This window comes from Peribacillus sp. NPDC076916 (genome assembly GCF_050269675.1).
In the GTDB taxonomy this organism is placed as follows: domain Bacteria; phylum Bacillota; class Bacilli; order Bacillales; family DSM-1321; genus Peribacillus; species Peribacillus aracenensis.
Genome location: NZ_JBNNIU010000010.1, coordinates 143,718 through 158,675 on the forward strand (window position 1 = coordinate 143,718; position 14,958 = coordinate 158,675).

The window sequence follows — 14,958 nt, forward strand, 5'->3', positions numbered from 1 at the left end:
GAGGTGCTGTATGCTGCCTTTACCGCCGGAGAGCCGGAAAGTCTCTCCTTTCTTTGTTTTTTATCTTATCGTCGCGGCGCAATTTGGCTTGAGCGTTTTCAGCTTTCAACGGTATATTGTTCAAGCCGTGGGCAATGATGCCTGGATTGCTGTTATTATCGCCGGTCTCTCGATTCACATTGTCTTGTGGATGATTTATAAAATATTAAATAAAGGATCGAATGATATTACTGTTATCCACAAGGAACTATTTGGGAAAGGGCTTGGAGGGCTCCTCAGTTTGGCTTTGATTGTTTATTTGCTGACTTTGGCCGTCTCTGTGTTCCGTAATTATATCGAATTGATTCAAGTCTGGATCTTTCCGCAATTGGAAACGTGGTATATGGCCCTGATTCTCTCTTCGCTCGTTTATGTATATGTAATCGGAGGCTTTAGAGTCGTTGTTGGGATTTGCTTCCTCAGTTTCATCTTAACGACTCCTATATTTTTTATAATGTTAGAGTTCCCTTTACGGCACGTGCAGTTTTCTCATCTTTTGCCTATTTTGGATCATACCGCAGTTGAGTTCTTATCCGCCTCTAAAAAGATGACGTATAGTTTAACGGGATTTGAAACACTTTTTTTCTTTTATCCTTTTATAAAAAATGCTCCACGCTCGCAAAAGTGGGTACATTATGGAGCGGCGTTCAGTACTTTTAGTTATTTAGTAATAATGGTTGTTTCCCTTATGTACTTTACTAAGGCTCAATTACTTGAGTCGATTTGGCCGACATTAACTTTTTGGAAAATTGCTGATTTTCCTTTTCTTGAAAGGTTTGAGTATATGGGGCTTTCCCTTTGGCTGTTTAACGTTCTTAATAGTGTTTGTTTGCTTATTTGGGCCGGCACAAGGGGACTGAAGCAGCTGTTTACAGTGAAGCAAAAACATAGCCTTATTGTAGTACTCATCATAACAGCTGTGGTGGCTGTTCTCCTGAAAAACCGTGAGCAGATCGAGCAGCTAAATACAATTTTAACCTTCGTGAGTTTTTACGTCATTTATGCCTACATTCCATTTCTCTTCTTTTATCAAATGATTAAAAGTAAAATGAGGCGAACGTCATGAAAAGGTACCTCTTTTGGAGCATTTTTACACTCATCTTGCTGTTCAATTATTCCCTTGAAACAAAGATACTTGAAGATATCCAGCACGTTTCCGCCATTGGTTATGACTATGTGGATGGGGACCGGATGAAGGGAACAGCCGCCGCTCCTTTTTATCCTGCGGGGATGGATGTTAAGCCACTCAATGCCTTCTTTACGGCGGGCGGACATACCATTCTAGACATCTTACAAAAGCAGCAGATGGAGGCCCAAAGAAAGCTCGCCACGGGACGTTTGCAAAATTTTTTGATTAGTAAAGAGCTGGCAAAACACGGAGTATCCGAGCTTATTGATCCGCTTGGACGCTCTACAAATATTGGCAGAGATGTTTACATGGCGGTCGTCGACGGCAGTGTAGAGGACCTGTTAACTTTTGAGTATCCTAATGCGCCGACATCTGCTGAATATCTTTCCGATTTCATGGAGAGAAATCTGAAGGATATTATTCCTCAGCCAACTGTTCATGCTTTCCTGAATCAATATGACGGGTTCGAACAAGATCCTTTTCTACCTATTATCGGGAAAAAAGACGATCATATTCAATATAAGGGTCTCGCTCTTTTTAAGGATGATCTCTACGTAGGAGAGCTTTCCAATAAGGACAGTTATGCATTTAAACTCTTTTACGAAAAGACTAAGACAGGCACATATGAAATAAGCTTCAAAAATAAAAAGTACATTGCTACTGAAAATATTCGGTCCAAAGTGAAATATAAAGTGTCCGGCAGCCAAGACAACCCGCGTGTGTCGGTTCATGTCTCGGTGATAGGAGAGGTTAGAGATTCTTCCAGAGTGTTGAAGAAAGGGATCACCATGAAAGAAGTGGAGCAGGAATGGAGCAAAGAGATGACGAAAAGGGCGGAAAAAATGATGAGAAAATTTCAGGAGCTAAAGATTGATCCGCTCGGAATCGGCGAAAAAGTCCGGAGCCATTTTCGGAACTTTGATAAAAAAGCATGGGAAGGCCGCTACCCAACCGTTCCAGTTGAATTTGATATGAAAGTTCGTATTGTGGACACCGGCATCACAGAATAGAGTGACGTCAAAAAAGGGAGCGACTCAAAAGGATCTAAAATCGTCCCATTGAGGCGCTCCTCTTTTTCCCTCACTTACAATTTAGTTCAAAAAATTGGACTATAATTTGCAGAGCAATAAGAATATGAGCTCTAAATTAAGAACCTAAAAATAATATACTAGCGGTATAGCAATGAACGATTCCAAGGAAATGATTGTTCAAATTTACTAAGAAGTTCTTTGTTATCAGCGATATGGCTTTTCCCTTAGTTTTCCCCTTGTTTTATTGTTGTTTGATTTCTCTGTAAATAAGTAAAATCCTAAGCACCTTTATTGTCCTTAAACTGTAGCTTGGGCAGCTGATCCAGCCCAGGGTAACATGATCAAACGTGCTCATAAGATAATATTGGCTATACCGGTTTATACTAAATAATTGGTAGGATAATGGAGGATGTTCAGCTTGTAGAAATTGGGCCATTTTAGGGTCTGAATTTGCAAGTTTTTTTGTGATCAAAAATAACAGATTAAGTTAATAGTTGGAGTTAGTATAGTTTCATGGACACATTTTAGTTAAGTCCTTACAATGATTTTGATTGTGTCCGTCTTGGAACGTAAGAATACAGGTAAAAAATATAATAATGAATTCAAGAAGACTATTGTAGATCTTTATCAGTATGGCGTATCAGAAGACCATTTATAAATGGATTAAAGAATTTACTCCAATCGGTTTAGTCCATGACTCCAAAGGAACTAGCCGCCATTCAAAAGTAAAACCTTCGGTTAAAGCAAGAAGTTGAAATCTTAAAAAAGACTATGGCCATATTCCCGAAAAAGTAACCGAAACAGATCTTACCGAGTTTATTGAGGAACACAAGAAACAATATCCCGTACATAAGATGTGTGAAATACTAGAAATCCCAAGAAGCAGCCATTATCAGCACCTTCTAATAGTCGTATCAAATCGCGAACAGGAAAACCAAGAACTCACGAAGGAAATTCATCTCATTTACCTGGAAAGCAAGGGACGATATGGGGCTCCAAAGATTCATGATAGCTTATTAACCAAAGGTTTTCCCTAAGTCTAAAGCGTGTTCAACGCTTAATGAGCAAGGCGAGAATTCGTTCTATTACTAAGAAAAAATACCGTCCTATCCATCTAAAGAAAAGGTTATTCAATTGGATAATTTGTTAAAACAAGACTTCACTACTCAGACCATTAATGAGAAATGGGTAACTGACATTACATGTTTGATTTTTAATAGACAGAGACTTTTCCTATCCGTCATAAAAGAACTCTATAACAATGAAATCATTTCTTATCAAGTCAGCTGGAGAAACGACTTAAAACTTGTAATAGATAACAATAGAAAAAAAAAACGGAATGTTTAAGGAACTCTACTACACCTCCCACTAATACAATAACCTATTTGAAAAAATATAAAATGCAATCCAGTATGTCAAGAAAGGGAAACTGCTGGGATAACGCTTGTATGGAGAATTTCATAAGTCATTTAAAATCGGAGTATTTCTAAAAGAACTCTTTCGGTACCTCTAGAAGTTCGAGGTGCTGTAAGTATATATATTCGATTCTATAACCATCATAGCTTCCAGAAAAAATTAAACAACCTGAGTCCATATCAATATAGAACTCAGGTTGCTTAATTGGTCTTTTTTATTTCTGTCTATTTGATTGGGGTCACTCCACAATACAGAGATCATCTTCTTTAGGCTGCGTAATCACTTTTTTTAAAATGTCCTTTACAAAGGGTACACTTTACAACTAGGTTCCCACTTCTTAACCAATATAGACAAGAAGAGTCGATCGCTTCTCAAATTATGGATTAGTTGACCATAATCCTGAAGTTTTTACTAGGACTCTTGGATGAAGCTTTAACCCGGCTACAAGCAGCTCTGCTAAATCCTCTGGTTGCATAACATTTTCAGGATTTCCACTAATAAGATTGGTTTCAATGGCCAAATCTGTTGCAACTGTACTTGGTGTTAAAGCCGTTACACGGATATTATGCTTTCTTACCTCTAGCATGAGTGATTCCGTTAGTCCTAAAACTGCAAATTTAGAAGCACTGTAAGCACTTGTAACAGGTGCTCCTTTTTGGCCCGCAGTTGAGGAGATATTCACAATATCTCCTGATTTTCTTTCAATCATATCAGGTAAAACGGCTCTTGTTACATTATATACACCCATCAAGTTTACTCGGATGATGTTTTCCCATTCTTCAGGAGTTAAATCAAGAAAACCGCCAAATTTAGCTATACCTGCATTGTTGATTAAAATATCAATAGAACCTAGGTCTGATTTGATGTGTTCGACAGCTCGATGAACTGCTTCAAGATCGGCTACATCTGCTGTTGCTGCTGAAACGTTCACATCATATTGCTCTAGTTCCGCGGTTACCTTTTCAAGATTTGACATCGTTAATCCAATCAATCCTAAATGAACTCCTTCTTTTGCTAAAGCAATCGCAGTAGCACGCCCGATTCCTCTGCCTGCCCCAGTAATTAAAGCAGTTTTTCCTTTTAATGAAATCATGCTATCATTCCTTTTTAAAAAATTTTAGAACAATTGTTAATAATAACAAAATAATGTTTTAAAGACTAACCAATAGACCGCAAAATTCTTTAGTATGTCTGCGGTCTTTTGGTTATTACATTCTTAGAACTATGTTTTATTCAAGGTTGGCATGTCTGCCATACATCTTATTGGTATCTAATCCCTTTTTTTTCATGAATCTCAAGATGACGGCATCATAAAAAAGTAAAAGGGTCTGCTCAAATAGTGAGCCCATTGGTTGGATGGTTTTATAATCGCCCTCTGATTGGTCTTTTGGGGATCCAGGCAATTTAATGGTGATATCGGCTAACTGTCCAATAATGGAATCAGGGAATATCGTAACAGTTGCAGTGTTAACTATACTGATGATTTTTAATTATCAGATCCTTTGTGAAATAAGGAATTAAAAACGGCAGAACTTATAATTTTCCCAATAAACATAGTGAAATCAAGAAAGGACATCCTGGTTTTTCATTATCCATTGTTATTAGATAAACCTTCATTTTTAGTATTCCGCCCGAGCTTTCTATAAATTGTGCTTCTATGAATGCCAAGTTTTTTTGCAGCCGCTGTAACATTTCCATTTGCCTCATTAAGTACCATAAGAATCATATGCAATTCTTGCTGTTTTAAAGAGGTTGGATAATTCACTGATTCTTCTTGGGATGAGGAAGGATTAGTAAGTATTAATGGCTGTTCTTTTTTATTCAATTTTTGATGTGTATTTTCTGTCGCTGAATAATTTATTATCCTTTTAGATAGTCCGATTTCTTTTGGGAAATCACTGTTTGTGATTACATTTCCATTTGCCTTTATGGCCACTTTGTAGGCAAAATTCCTTAATTCACGTACATTCCCAGGCCATTTATACTGCTCTAAGACAAACATGTCTTGGTCGCCTATTTTAAGTGGTGGTCTCCTAATTTCTTCACAGGTTTTTGTCAAAAAATGATTTAATAATAGGGGGACATCCCCTGTTCTTTCACGCAGTGGGGGGACTTGCAAGGAAAGGATATTAAGCCTGTAGTAAAGGTCTGTACGAAAAGTGCCTTCCTCGCAGGCTTTTTTTAAATTACAATTTGTTGCAGCAATTACCCGTACATTTAATTTTATCGGTTCTCTTCCACCCATTCGCACAATTTCTCCTTCTTCAAGCACGCGCAAAAACATGGTCTGTATATCTAGTGGCATCTCGCCAACTTCATCTAAAAAAATTGTTCCTCCTTCAGCCTGTTGGAATTTTCCGGCACGGCCACCTTTTATACTTCCTGTAAAAGTGCCTTCCTCATAACCGAATAATTCGCTAGCTGCGAGTTCTTTTGGAATTGCCCCGCAATTAACAGCTACAAAAGCAGCTTCAGATCGATGACTATAAGCGTGTATGGATTGAGCGAATAACTCTTTTCCAGTACCACTCTCTCCCTCAATTAAAACGGGTAAATCCAGATTGGCCATTGTATGCGCCTCATCGATAACAGATTGGAATTCCGGAGATTTCCCAATCATATTTATGAAGGAGTACTTTGTACTAAATCTCGTTTTATTTAAAGGTTTGACTTTTGAAATCGCATGTATCATATAACCAATAGGGAATCCTTGATGATAGAAAGGGACTGACTCAAAAATCCAGCCGTCTTTCATGACTTCTGTGCCACTGCAATCTGATAACGATTTTATTAATCGGTTATTGTTATCAATCCAACCTTTGTCATACCATTGGGTGGAGGCTTTAATGACTTGATGTCCACGATCGAGCACAGCCACTATTTTACTGGGGTTTTTACGAGTTGTTTCAATATAATGTTCAAGTAGCAAAAAGTGCTCAAATTTGAGCTGGCTTTGGAGCTTTTCTTCGATTGTTTGAGTGATAGAAACAACAGCGGATAGAGAGAGGGGATGTACCACGTCCCAAATACCCGTTAAGTTGACCGCTCCAAGAACCTTTTGTGTTGCAGGATCTTTAATCGGCGAGGCTGAGCATACCCAATTATGAACAGGTTGGCAAAAATGTTCTCCCGCGAAGACTTGCATAGGGACTCCTGTAGCCAAAGAAGTGCCCATAGCATTTGTCCCTACATAGCTCTCTGACCATGAAGTCCCTGCTGTAAAATTCATATTTTCGGCTTTCTTTTTGAGAGAGGCATTTCCATCTAGATATAATAATTCTCCTTTATGATTACAAATCACAATTAAGTGACCTGAATCTATTGCTGATTCTTTAAGTTTTGGTAGAAGGGATTCTGAAATAGAAAAGAACGTGTGGGTTGTTTGATATTCTTGTATTTCATCTTGTGACAGAACCAGTGGGGCTCTCCCTTTGGTGGGGTGTACTCCATGACGAATAGAGCGCTCCCAAGATTGATAAGTTAAGGATCTCACTTCAGATCCTAAATTTTGGCCGGATATAAAATTCTCCCAGGCTCTTTCGATTCTATCTTTTTCAGTCTTCGGTGAAGAGGAAATATCCAACGAAATATATGGGTTCTTCATACCGGTACCTTCCTTTTAATGTAAGTACGTGCCATGTTTCTGAAATCACCCTGACCTTTCAGTAAACGCTTACAATACTTTTAAGTGATTGATAATAAAAAGTTCTCTATCACGTTGGAAATATAGTTACACATATTATATACCAATTATCTAAATTATCAATATCGTTAATCTCCTCTATGCTGTCCCACTCTCAAAATATAATCTACTATTCTATATTTAATCAAACTTATAAGTTAGGTGTGTCGCACTTTGCTTAATTACGATCGTCACTTTTAGATACAGTGTCGCTTTATGCATCATATGTCATTAGAATAAAAATACAGAATTTTCAATATTTTTATTTAAATCTATAGTTATCATTCCAAATTTCCAATTATTTAGAGCCTGATAAATATCGGAATAGAGGCACTCTTGCTTGTATTTAATAATTTTTGATAGTAAAGAAGGAAGTTTTGGCACAGTATTTGCAATGAAGTAAAGAGAAAGGCGAAACTTGAAGGGGTGATAATGTTGTATAAAACGAAAAGCGGGGAAGAAATTTTTGTTATTGATTCTCATGTGGCAATTTGGGATGGAAGCAAGGAAAACCAGCTAAACATACATGGTGAACAGTTTATTAGTTGTTTCTATGATTATCATAAGAACTTGAGTCCTGAAGAATATTTTTGGCCAAGGGAAAAATTTGAGAAATATGGCTCTGAAACGTTGGTACAGGATGTCATTGTAAAAGGATATGCTGATATGGCTATTTTTCAACCGGTATATCTTAAGGAGTTTTACAAAAACGGGTTTGGAGATTTTGATGTGAATGATGCCCTTTCAAAAAAATATCCAAATCGTTTTATATGTAATGGGACGCTTGATCCTCGACATGGTGAGCGCGGGTTAGAAAATCTAGAAGCGATGAAATTGAAATACGGTTGGCAAGGTATAAAACTTTATACAGCTGATTGGTATGGCGATTCTAAAGGGTATAAGCTGTCTGATCCGTGGTCTCAGCGTTATCTGCAAAAATGCCTTGATCTGGGAATAAAAAATATTCATATCCATAAAGGTCCAACGGTCACACCGCTTAATCGCGACGCTTTTGATGTAGCGGACGTTGATGATGCTGCAAGTACTTTTCCAGAACTGAATTTTATCGTAGAGCATGTTGGGTTGCCTAGACTGGAAGATTTTTGTTGGATTGCAACACAAGAGAAAAATGTATACGGGGGATTAGCTGTAGCCATATCACTTATCCATCAACGTCCTCGATATTTTGCAGAAATCATAAGTGAGTTATTGTACTGGCTGGATGAGGATCGCATCCTTTTCGGGAGTGATTATGGAATATGGGAACCAAAATGGCTTATCGAAAAATTCGTAGATTTTGAGCTTCCTGAAGATATCCAACAGGAAACAGGCGTAACATTTGATTTGAATGTAAAAAAGAAAATTTTAGGCGGTAATGCAGCCAGACTCTATAATATTGATATCGAGGCTCAAAAAGCTAAGTTGCAAAAATGCGAATTAGCTTCACATATAATGGTTTAATCTCAATCAATAGACCAGTTGAGTCATGTTAAAGTTTTGTCTCGATCATTGAAAAAGAGAGGTGCATCGAACTTTATGAACAAAGAAAAACAGGTTTATAGCATGCTTGATAAAGTTTATGATCCAGAATTGGATCAGCCTTTAACTGAATTAGGATTTATCGATCACACGGTAATAAAAGAAAACGATGTCGAAGTAGTTTTTCGATTACCAACTTACTGGTGTTCACCTAACTTCGCATATATCATGGCCGAAGATATACTGAAGTATGTGACTGAATTAGACTGGGTAAATGAAGTTAAAGTAACTTTATTAGATCACTGTGCTTCGGATGAAATCAACCAAGGAGCAACTTCAGGTAAATCCTTTAGCGAATCCTTTAGTAGTTTATCTGATGGAGATCTTGATGAATTACGTAAGACTTTCCAGATAAAAGCTTTCTATGCAAGGCAAGAGAAACTTATAAGATATTTACTTCAAAATGGCATGTCAAAGAAAGAAATCATCAGTTTATCTCTCCAAGAGCTATATGAACTGCCTTTATCTGTAGAAGGGAAGTTACTTAGAGAAAAATACCTAGAAATGAAAAAAACGTCGAATCACTTAAATCTACTAGCCATAACAACTCCTGAAGATAAAGAGATAACTGAAGAAGGATTTGCAGATTATCTGCGAGGTGCCAAAGGATCACGAATGAATATGGAGTTTAATGCTCATTATTGTCGCGGTTTATTAGAGGCTCGATATAATTTGCCTTCCGCTGATGAAAGTACATTAACGAAAATATAATTTTAAGGATGCTTATGAATTTTAAAAAAATTTCAGAAAAGGAATGTGATGAAAAATGAGTAAAAACGTTCTTATTATAACTGGTGACGCTGTAGAGGCATTGGAAGTATTTTATCCATATTATAGATGTATCGAAGAAAATATTAATTGCACAATTGCCTCACCTGTGAAAAAAAGTCTCCAGACAGTTGTTCATGATTTTTTACCTGAAATGGAAACGTTTACAGAGAAATGGGGATATAAAATTGAATCTCATGCCTCGGTTGATGAGATTGAACCTACTGATTATGACGCACTTATTATTCCTGGGGGCCGTGCTCCTGAATATATTCGTATGAATAAAAAAGTACAAGATATAACCGCCCATTTTTTAAAAGAAAATAAACCACTTGGAGTTATCTGTCACGGACAACTGGTATTAACAACGATAAGAGAATATATAAAGGGCAGGGAGATGACAGCTTATACGGCATGTAGACCCGAAATAGAAGCTGCAGGAGCTACATACGTGGAAGAAATGCTTCATGTTGATGGAAATATCGTGTCAGGGCATGCTTGGCCAGATCTCCCAGGTTTTATGAAAGAATTCTTTAAATTACTAAATGTTAAAAAAGAAGCTTCTGTTTAAATAAGTCAAAAGGACTGAAACATTTCCTCCATTATTTTCAAGCTAATATGAGTGAGAATACTAATATTGAGAAAAATGGGTTGCCACTGGCAATCCTTTTTAAATTGAACAATATTTATGGCTGAATTTATTAAGACGGCTTCCACTTTATTGAACATAATCCCTCATTCAAATGACAGGCATGTTCGTTGATCTATATCAAAGAGTAATTAAAAGTCATCCAGATTACTTGTTCCCCCTTTTGATCTTAAAGAAGAAGCTAAATAAACATATATTGTTTGACAGATTTTTTTTAAAATAAGAAAAGTAAGATTTTAAAAGACTGATATATATTAATTGATTATTCTGTTATTAGGGAGGATTAACTCTAATTCAAATATCTTTATAAGATTTTCCTTATCTTTTTTGTGAACGCTTTCTTTTTTGGGGGGATTTGATTCATAAAATAGGAGGGATGACAACGTGGACGATAAAAGGAAAACGTATATCTCTGGCCACTATCTCGTTAGCTAATGACCAAAAGTAATAGTCTTCCGTTTTAGATTCCGTCCTAGGAGCTGGTCTGGGGCCAGAGACAGAATCTTTTTCTGTCCAATGAAATGATAAAAAAGGAGGTTTCCAAAATGAGTATCGAAAGAGGTACAGACGTTAGGGAAAACATTATGGATTTTTTTAGTAATTTAACCCCCGCTGCTCTTGGAACTGGTTTGGTTGCTGCATTGTTTAGCATTATGGGGCCAGGTTTAATTGTAATGAATTCAGCTAAAGAAGGGAATCTTTCTGTTGAGCAGGCAATTTCTTGGTTGTTTATTATTTATACGGCGGGAGGTATATTTACGATTATCATGTCACTTCGCTATCGTATACCTATTGTGGTGGCCTATAGCATACCTGGTGCAATATTAATAGGTAATGCCTTAAAGCATATACCCTTTAATGAGGCAATTGGTGCATCTATTGTTGCTGGAATAGTAGTTATAATTCTTGGATTGTCAGGGGTAATCAAGAAGGTAATAGAATTAATTCCTCTTCCGGTTATGCTAGGAATGATTGCTGGTGTCCTTCTATCTTTTGGTATCAAAGCAATACAGGCTGTGGTAGAGGCACCAGCAGTTGCAGGGAGTTCTTTTGCAGTCTTCTTCCTCTTGATGGCGATGAAAAAATTCTCAAGAAAATTCCCGCCTATTCTAGGAGCAATAATAATAGGAGCGATAATCGCTACAGCCCTTGGGCAAACGAACTGGGGGTCGATACAACCTTCATTTGCTCAACCTATATTTGTAGTACCTCATTTTAGTATTCAAGCAACATTAGAACTAACGTTGCCCTTAATTATACTGATAATTGGTGTTCAGAATATGCAGGCTGTCGGGGTGCTATTTGCTACAGGATATAAACCTCCTATCAATGCAATGTTTACTCTTCCAGGTATTGGTACAATCGTTAACTCTCTTTTTGGAGGACACCCAACTGTTATAGCTGGACCAAGTACTGCTATGGTTTCTAGCGATGCAGCAGGTGAGGATAAAAAATTGAGATATGTAGCCGCAACTTTTGATGGATTACTTTGGATATGTTTTGGTTTAGTAGCCGGGATGGTTATTGCAGTTTCGACGGTGGTTCCTGGTCAATTGCTTTCAGTGCTCGGTGGTCTTGCTATTTTTAACGTGTTTATAAGTACATTTGCCGGGGCTTTCAACGGGAAATTTAAAAATGGAGCCATGGTAGCATTTCTTATAGCCATTTCTAATGTAACAGTATTTACTGTCGGTGCAGCTTTCTGGGCTCTATTAGTAGGATTTGTCGTTTCATTATTACTTGATCGAGAGGACTACAGCAAAACTAAAATGGATTCAAAAAAAGATGGAGAAAAGATTGCATAGCAATATAAAGGGCTTGGGATTTATGAAGCTCCCCTTTGGACTCTTATTTAGTTTTTTTAAAAGAGGAGGATGTAATGGAAGCATGGAGAAATAGAAAATGACATTAGGGTGAAATTGTTACACTAAGCGTCTTTCCATTTATACAATGTTATGGGAACATGTTGGCATAGTAAAAACTTTGGCGAAAATGGTATTCTCCAAGGTTTATATTAAGCTGAAAAAGTTAAAAGCCTGTGCGAAATTTTAGAAGGTAATCATTGAATCTTCAAAATAATAAGAAATATTTTAAGTGATTTATACTAGATTTTGAAAATGGAAAGTAAGTTTATAGATTATTATGCTAGTAATGGAAGGTGAAATCACAATTAAAACAATCCATTTTATTAATGCAATACTTTTTTTTCATTTATTATTTATCATTATTTGAAATCGCTTTCTTGAAAACGTTGTTAAAGATAGGATAGGAGGAGTTTATGATGGAAGGTAAAGGGAGTTTGAATTTGCCAGCAGGAATTGAACAGTCTTGGGATGTGTTATTAGATTCAGAGGTGCTCAAGAGATGCATCATGGGGTGCGAAAAATTGGAGTTAGTTGAAGAAAATAAATATGAAGCTGATATATCAATGGGTGTTGCATCAGTAAAAGGTGATTACTCTACAACAATTGAATTAGCGAATATTAATAAACCGATATCTTATCAAATGATCGTTAAAGGTGAGGGAGGGCCTGGAAGCATAGAAGCTGTCGCAGATATTACTCTTGAATCAGTAGATGAAAACAACACTGTTCTCTCTTACAGCTTTGAAGCAGAAGTGGGAGGAAAAGTTGCGATGGTCGGTCAACGAATGCTAGGAGGCGTATCTAAACTGGTTATTAAAGACTTCTTCAAAAAATTTGGGAAAGAATTAAAAAAGGCTGAAGTTACCAATTAAATAAGTAATGAACCATCAAGGGGAGAAAGGAGAGATATTTTTATGAATTTAGGTACATTATTGGATTTTGCGGTTGAACGCTATCCAAATCAAATCGCTCTCGTTCAAGGCCTGAAATCTTATACTTATGCCCAATTACAAAAGGAAGTAGAAAAAGTTGCTGCCTCTCTGCAGCGTTTAGGCATTCAAAAACAGGACCGTGTTGTTGTCATCCTAAAGAACAGACAGGAAAATGTTATGGTTTACTGGGCAATACAACAGATTGGTGCAATCTATACTCCAATAAACCACCGCTTATCCGCCAAAGAGGTCGAGTATTGTGTAAACGATTCTGAAGCGAAGGCCATCATCTTTGAATCAACCAGTCAAAGTGCTGTGTCAGGTGCGAACTTTCTCGAAAGACCAATCTTGATTGGTGTTGAAAATGATAATGGCGTGGATATTTCTTATCCGGAACTATTAGACAGAAGCCCAGGAAGCTATCAAAGGCCAATTCTAGATGAGAATGATATATCGATAATGCTATACACATCCGGTACAACAGGACGTCCAAAGGGAGTACCACGAACGCATAGGAATGAATATGCCTCGGCTATGGCACATATCGTCCAAAACCAGTACCAATTGTGGGAAAGTACATTAGGAGTAATGCCGCTTTATCATACAATGGGTGTTCGTTCGTTGCTCTCTATGACTTTTTTAAATGGAAAGTTTGCTCTTTTATCAAACTTAGACTTTGATGCTGGTGAGGCACTCGAAATTGTAGAAAGAGAAAAAATTTCATCCCTTTATTTAGTACCGACGCTTTTTCATGATATGTTATCATACCCAGATTTTGGCAGGTATAACCTTGCCAAGCTTGAAAAAATCGGGTATGCTGGTGCCGCAATGACCACTACATTAGTAAATCAATGTGTGGAGTTAATTAAACCAAAACTGTTTGTAAATCATTACGGCAGTACGGAGGTATATACGTTTACCATCTGCCCTGATGTACATAAAAAGCCAGGCAGTGCAGGTAAACCGGGGATTCATCAAAATATTCGCCTGGTAAAAGCAGATCCAGACGGTCATTCTACTCCTGATGATATTGTTGGGAGAGAAGAAGTCGGTGAAATTATTGCGAATCTGAAGTCCATTGAAGCCTTTAAAGGGTATTGGAATCGCCCGGAGGCGACGGATAAAACTATTCGAGATGGCTGGTATTTTACAGGAGATATTGGCTTTATTGATAAAGACGGTGACTTATTCGTTGTTGGCCGGGTAGACGATATGATTATCTCTGGGGGAGAAAACATTCATCCATTAGAAGTCGAGGATTGTCTGACTCAACATCCAAAAGTTAGGGAAGCTACCGTAATTGGGGAGCTTGATGAGCGCTGGGGACAGATTGTTACCGCTTATATTGTTGCTAAAGACGATTCTGTTACAGAGCAAGAACTGGATGAATTTTGCAAGAATCTACCCAGTTTATCAAATTTCAAAAGGCCTCGTAAGTATACGTTTGTAAAAGAGATTCCAAAAAGTCCTGTAGGGAAAATTCTTCGCCGTAAATTGCGCGAGGGTGATATTGATGCACCGCACAATGAAAGTGAAGCTATCAGCCAATAAAAATTTAAAAATAGAAAAGGGGAAATAACAAATGACTATAGCAGAGCAAACGTATGACCATATTCGGGTAGAGAAAAATGCAGAAAAACAAACGGCAACAATCGTGTTCGATCGTCCAGAGAAAATGAATTATATCAGTATGCTAGGCAGAGAACAGCTGACAGAGATTTTTGATGGTTTGAATCAAGATGATGAAGTGCGTGTCATTATCCTCAAAGGAGCAGGAGATGTATGCTTCAGTGCAGGAGGAAGCATCCCAGAATTTATGGCGACCCATCAAGAAAAGCTTTCCCATTTAGCCGAAAACGTGGCTGCTCCTGAACGCTCTCCAAAACCTGTCATCGCTCAGCTGCAGGG

12 protein-coding genes and 1 pseudogene are annotated in these 14,958 nt (G+C 37.5%); 10 read left to right on the forward strand and 3 right to left on the reverse strand.

The features are described 5' to 3' along the window. Positions 1-10 precede the first annotated feature (10 nt). From ACQKFG_RS22410 to ACQKFG_RS22420, 3 genes are all read left to right on the forward strand, one after another. Positions 11-1,105, forward strand: a complete 1,095-nt coding sequence (locus tag ACQKFG_RS22410) for a GerAB/ArcD/ProY family transporter (protein WP_427563038.1) — start codon at positions 11-13, stop codon at positions 1,103-1,105. Beyond that, positions 1,102-2,178 carry a Ger(x)C family spore germination protein gene (locus tag ACQKFG_RS22415; protein ID WP_427563041.1) on the forward strand — a complete coding sequence of 359 codons (1,077 nt, stop codon included), beginning with the start codon at positions 1,102-1,104 and terminating at the stop codon, positions 2,176-2,178. Before ACQKFG_RS22410 ends, ACQKFG_RS22415 begins: the two co-directional genes overlap by 4 nt. Before the next feature lie 1,503 nt (positions 2,179-3,681). Next, positions 3,682-3,819 carry an IS3 family transposase gene (locus ACQKFG_RS22420; protein WP_427563077.1) on the forward strand — a complete coding sequence of 46 codons (138 nt, stop codon included), beginning with the start codon at positions 3,682-3,684 and terminating at the stop codon, positions 3,817-3,819. Positions 3,820-3,991: 172 nt separating this feature from the next. Here the strand turns inward: ACQKFG_RS22420 and ACQKFG_RS22425 are convergent, their stop codons facing one another. The 3 genes and pseudogenes from ACQKFG_RS22425 to ACQKFG_RS22435 all read right to left on the reverse strand — a co-directional run bounded on the left by ACQKFG_RS22425 (position 3,992) and on the right by ACQKFG_RS22435 (position 7,219). Continuing rightward, the gene (locus tag ACQKFG_RS22425; RefSeq protein ID WP_427563044.1) at positions 3,992-4,708 is read right to left on the reverse strand and encodes a 3-ketoacyl-ACP reductase; all 717 of its coding nucleotides are present in this window, start codon (positions 4,706-4,708) and stop codon (positions 3,992-3,994) included. Between the two features lie 136 nt (positions 4,709-4,844). Then, positions 4,845-5,078 (reverse strand): annotated as a pseudogene (locus ACQKFG_RS22430) (6-phospho-3-hexuloisomerase); the annotation flags it as partial. A gap of 125 nt (positions 5,079-5,203) precedes the next feature. Continuing rightward, complete coding sequence (locus tag ACQKFG_RS22435) at positions 5,204-7,219, reverse strand: sigma-54-dependent Fis family transcriptional regulator (protein WP_427563047.1); 2,016 nt, start codon at positions 7,217-7,219, stop codon at positions 5,204-5,206. A gap of 513 nt (positions 7,220-7,732) precedes the next feature. Here ACQKFG_RS22435 and ACQKFG_RS22440 point away from each other — a divergent pair. The 7 genes from ACQKFG_RS22440 to ACQKFG_RS22470 all read left to right on the forward strand — a co-directional run. Beyond that, positions 7,733-8,758, forward strand: coding sequence for an amidohydrolase family protein (locus ACQKFG_RS22440; RefSeq protein WP_048689574.1), 1,026 nt, complete (start codon positions 7,733-7,735; stop codon positions 8,756-8,758). Positions 8,759-8,833: 75 nt separating this feature from the next. Beyond that, positions 8,834-9,547: an iron-sulfur cluster assembly protein gene (locus tag ACQKFG_RS22445; RefSeq protein WP_427563050.1), complete on the forward strand. Its 714-nt coding sequence runs from the start codon at positions 8,834-8,836 to the stop codon at positions 9,545-9,547. Between the two features lie 55 nt (positions 9,548-9,602). After that, a complete protein-coding gene (locus ACQKFG_RS22450) occupies positions 9,603-10,175 on the forward strand; it encodes a DJ-1/PfpI family protein (protein WP_056519773.1) in 573 nt (190 codons plus the stop codon). A 623-nt stretch (positions 10,176-10,798) separates the two neighbouring features. Beyond that, positions 10,799-12,058 (forward strand): benzoate/H(+) symporter BenE family transporter, encoded by a 1,260-nt coding sequence (locus ACQKFG_RS22455; RefSeq protein ID WP_427563054.1) that lies wholly within the window; start codon positions 10,799-10,801, stop codon positions 12,056-12,058. A gap of 473 nt (positions 12,059-12,531) precedes the next feature. Beyond that, positions 12,532-12,990 (forward strand): SRPBCC family protein, encoded by a 459-nt coding sequence (locus ACQKFG_RS22460; RefSeq protein WP_427563056.1) that lies wholly within the window; start codon positions 12,532-12,534, stop codon positions 12,988-12,990. A gap of 42 nt (positions 12,991-13,032) precedes the next feature. Next, positions 13,033-14,601: an AMP-binding protein gene (locus ACQKFG_RS22465; protein WP_427563059.1), complete on the forward strand. Its 1,569-nt coding sequence runs from the start codon at positions 13,033-13,035 to the stop codon at positions 14,599-14,601. Between the two features lie 31 nt (positions 14,602-14,632). Further along, the coding region (locus ACQKFG_RS22470; RefSeq protein ID WP_427563062.1) for an enoyl-CoA hydratase/isomerase family protein at positions 14,633-14,958 on the forward strand (326 nt) is incomplete at its 3' end.

Bases quoted from the DNA above. Each gene is read 5' to 3' on its own strand.
- ACQKFG_RS22425 (WP_427563044.1), bottom strand. From the start codon at position 4,708: ATGATTTCATTAAAAGGAAAAACTGCTTTAATTACTGGGGCAGGCAGA.
- ACQKFG_RS22415 (WP_427563041.1), top strand. From the start codon at position 1,102: ATGAAAAGGTACCTCTTTTGGAGCATTTTTACACTCATCTTGCTGTTC.
- ACQKFG_RS22465 (WP_427563059.1), top strand. From the start codon at position 13,033: ATGAATTTAGGTACATTATTGGATTTTGCGGTTGAACGCTATCCAAAT.
- ACQKFG_RS22460 (WP_427563056.1), top strand. From the start codon at position 12,532: ATGATGGAAGGTAAAGGGAGTTTGAATTTGCCAGCAGGAATTGAACAG.
- ACQKFG_RS22455 (WP_427563054.1), top strand. From the start codon at position 10,799: ATGAGTATCGAAAGAGGTACAGACGTTAGGGAAAACATTATGGATTTT.
- ACQKFG_RS22450 (WP_056519773.1), top strand. From the start codon at position 9,603: ATGAGTAAAAACGTTCTTATTATAACTGGTGACGCTGTAGAGGCATTG.
- ACQKFG_RS22410 (WP_427563038.1), top strand. From the start codon at position 11: ATGCTGCCTTTACCGCCGGAGAGCCGGAAAGTCTCTCCTTTCTTTGTT.
- ACQKFG_RS22435 (WP_427563047.1), bottom strand. From the start codon at position 7,219: ATGAAGAACCCATATATTTCGTTGGATATTTCCTCTTCACCGAAGACT.
- ACQKFG_RS22445 (WP_427563050.1), top strand. From the start codon at position 8,834: ATGAACAAAGAAAAACAGGTTTATAGCATGCTTGATAAAGTTTATGAT.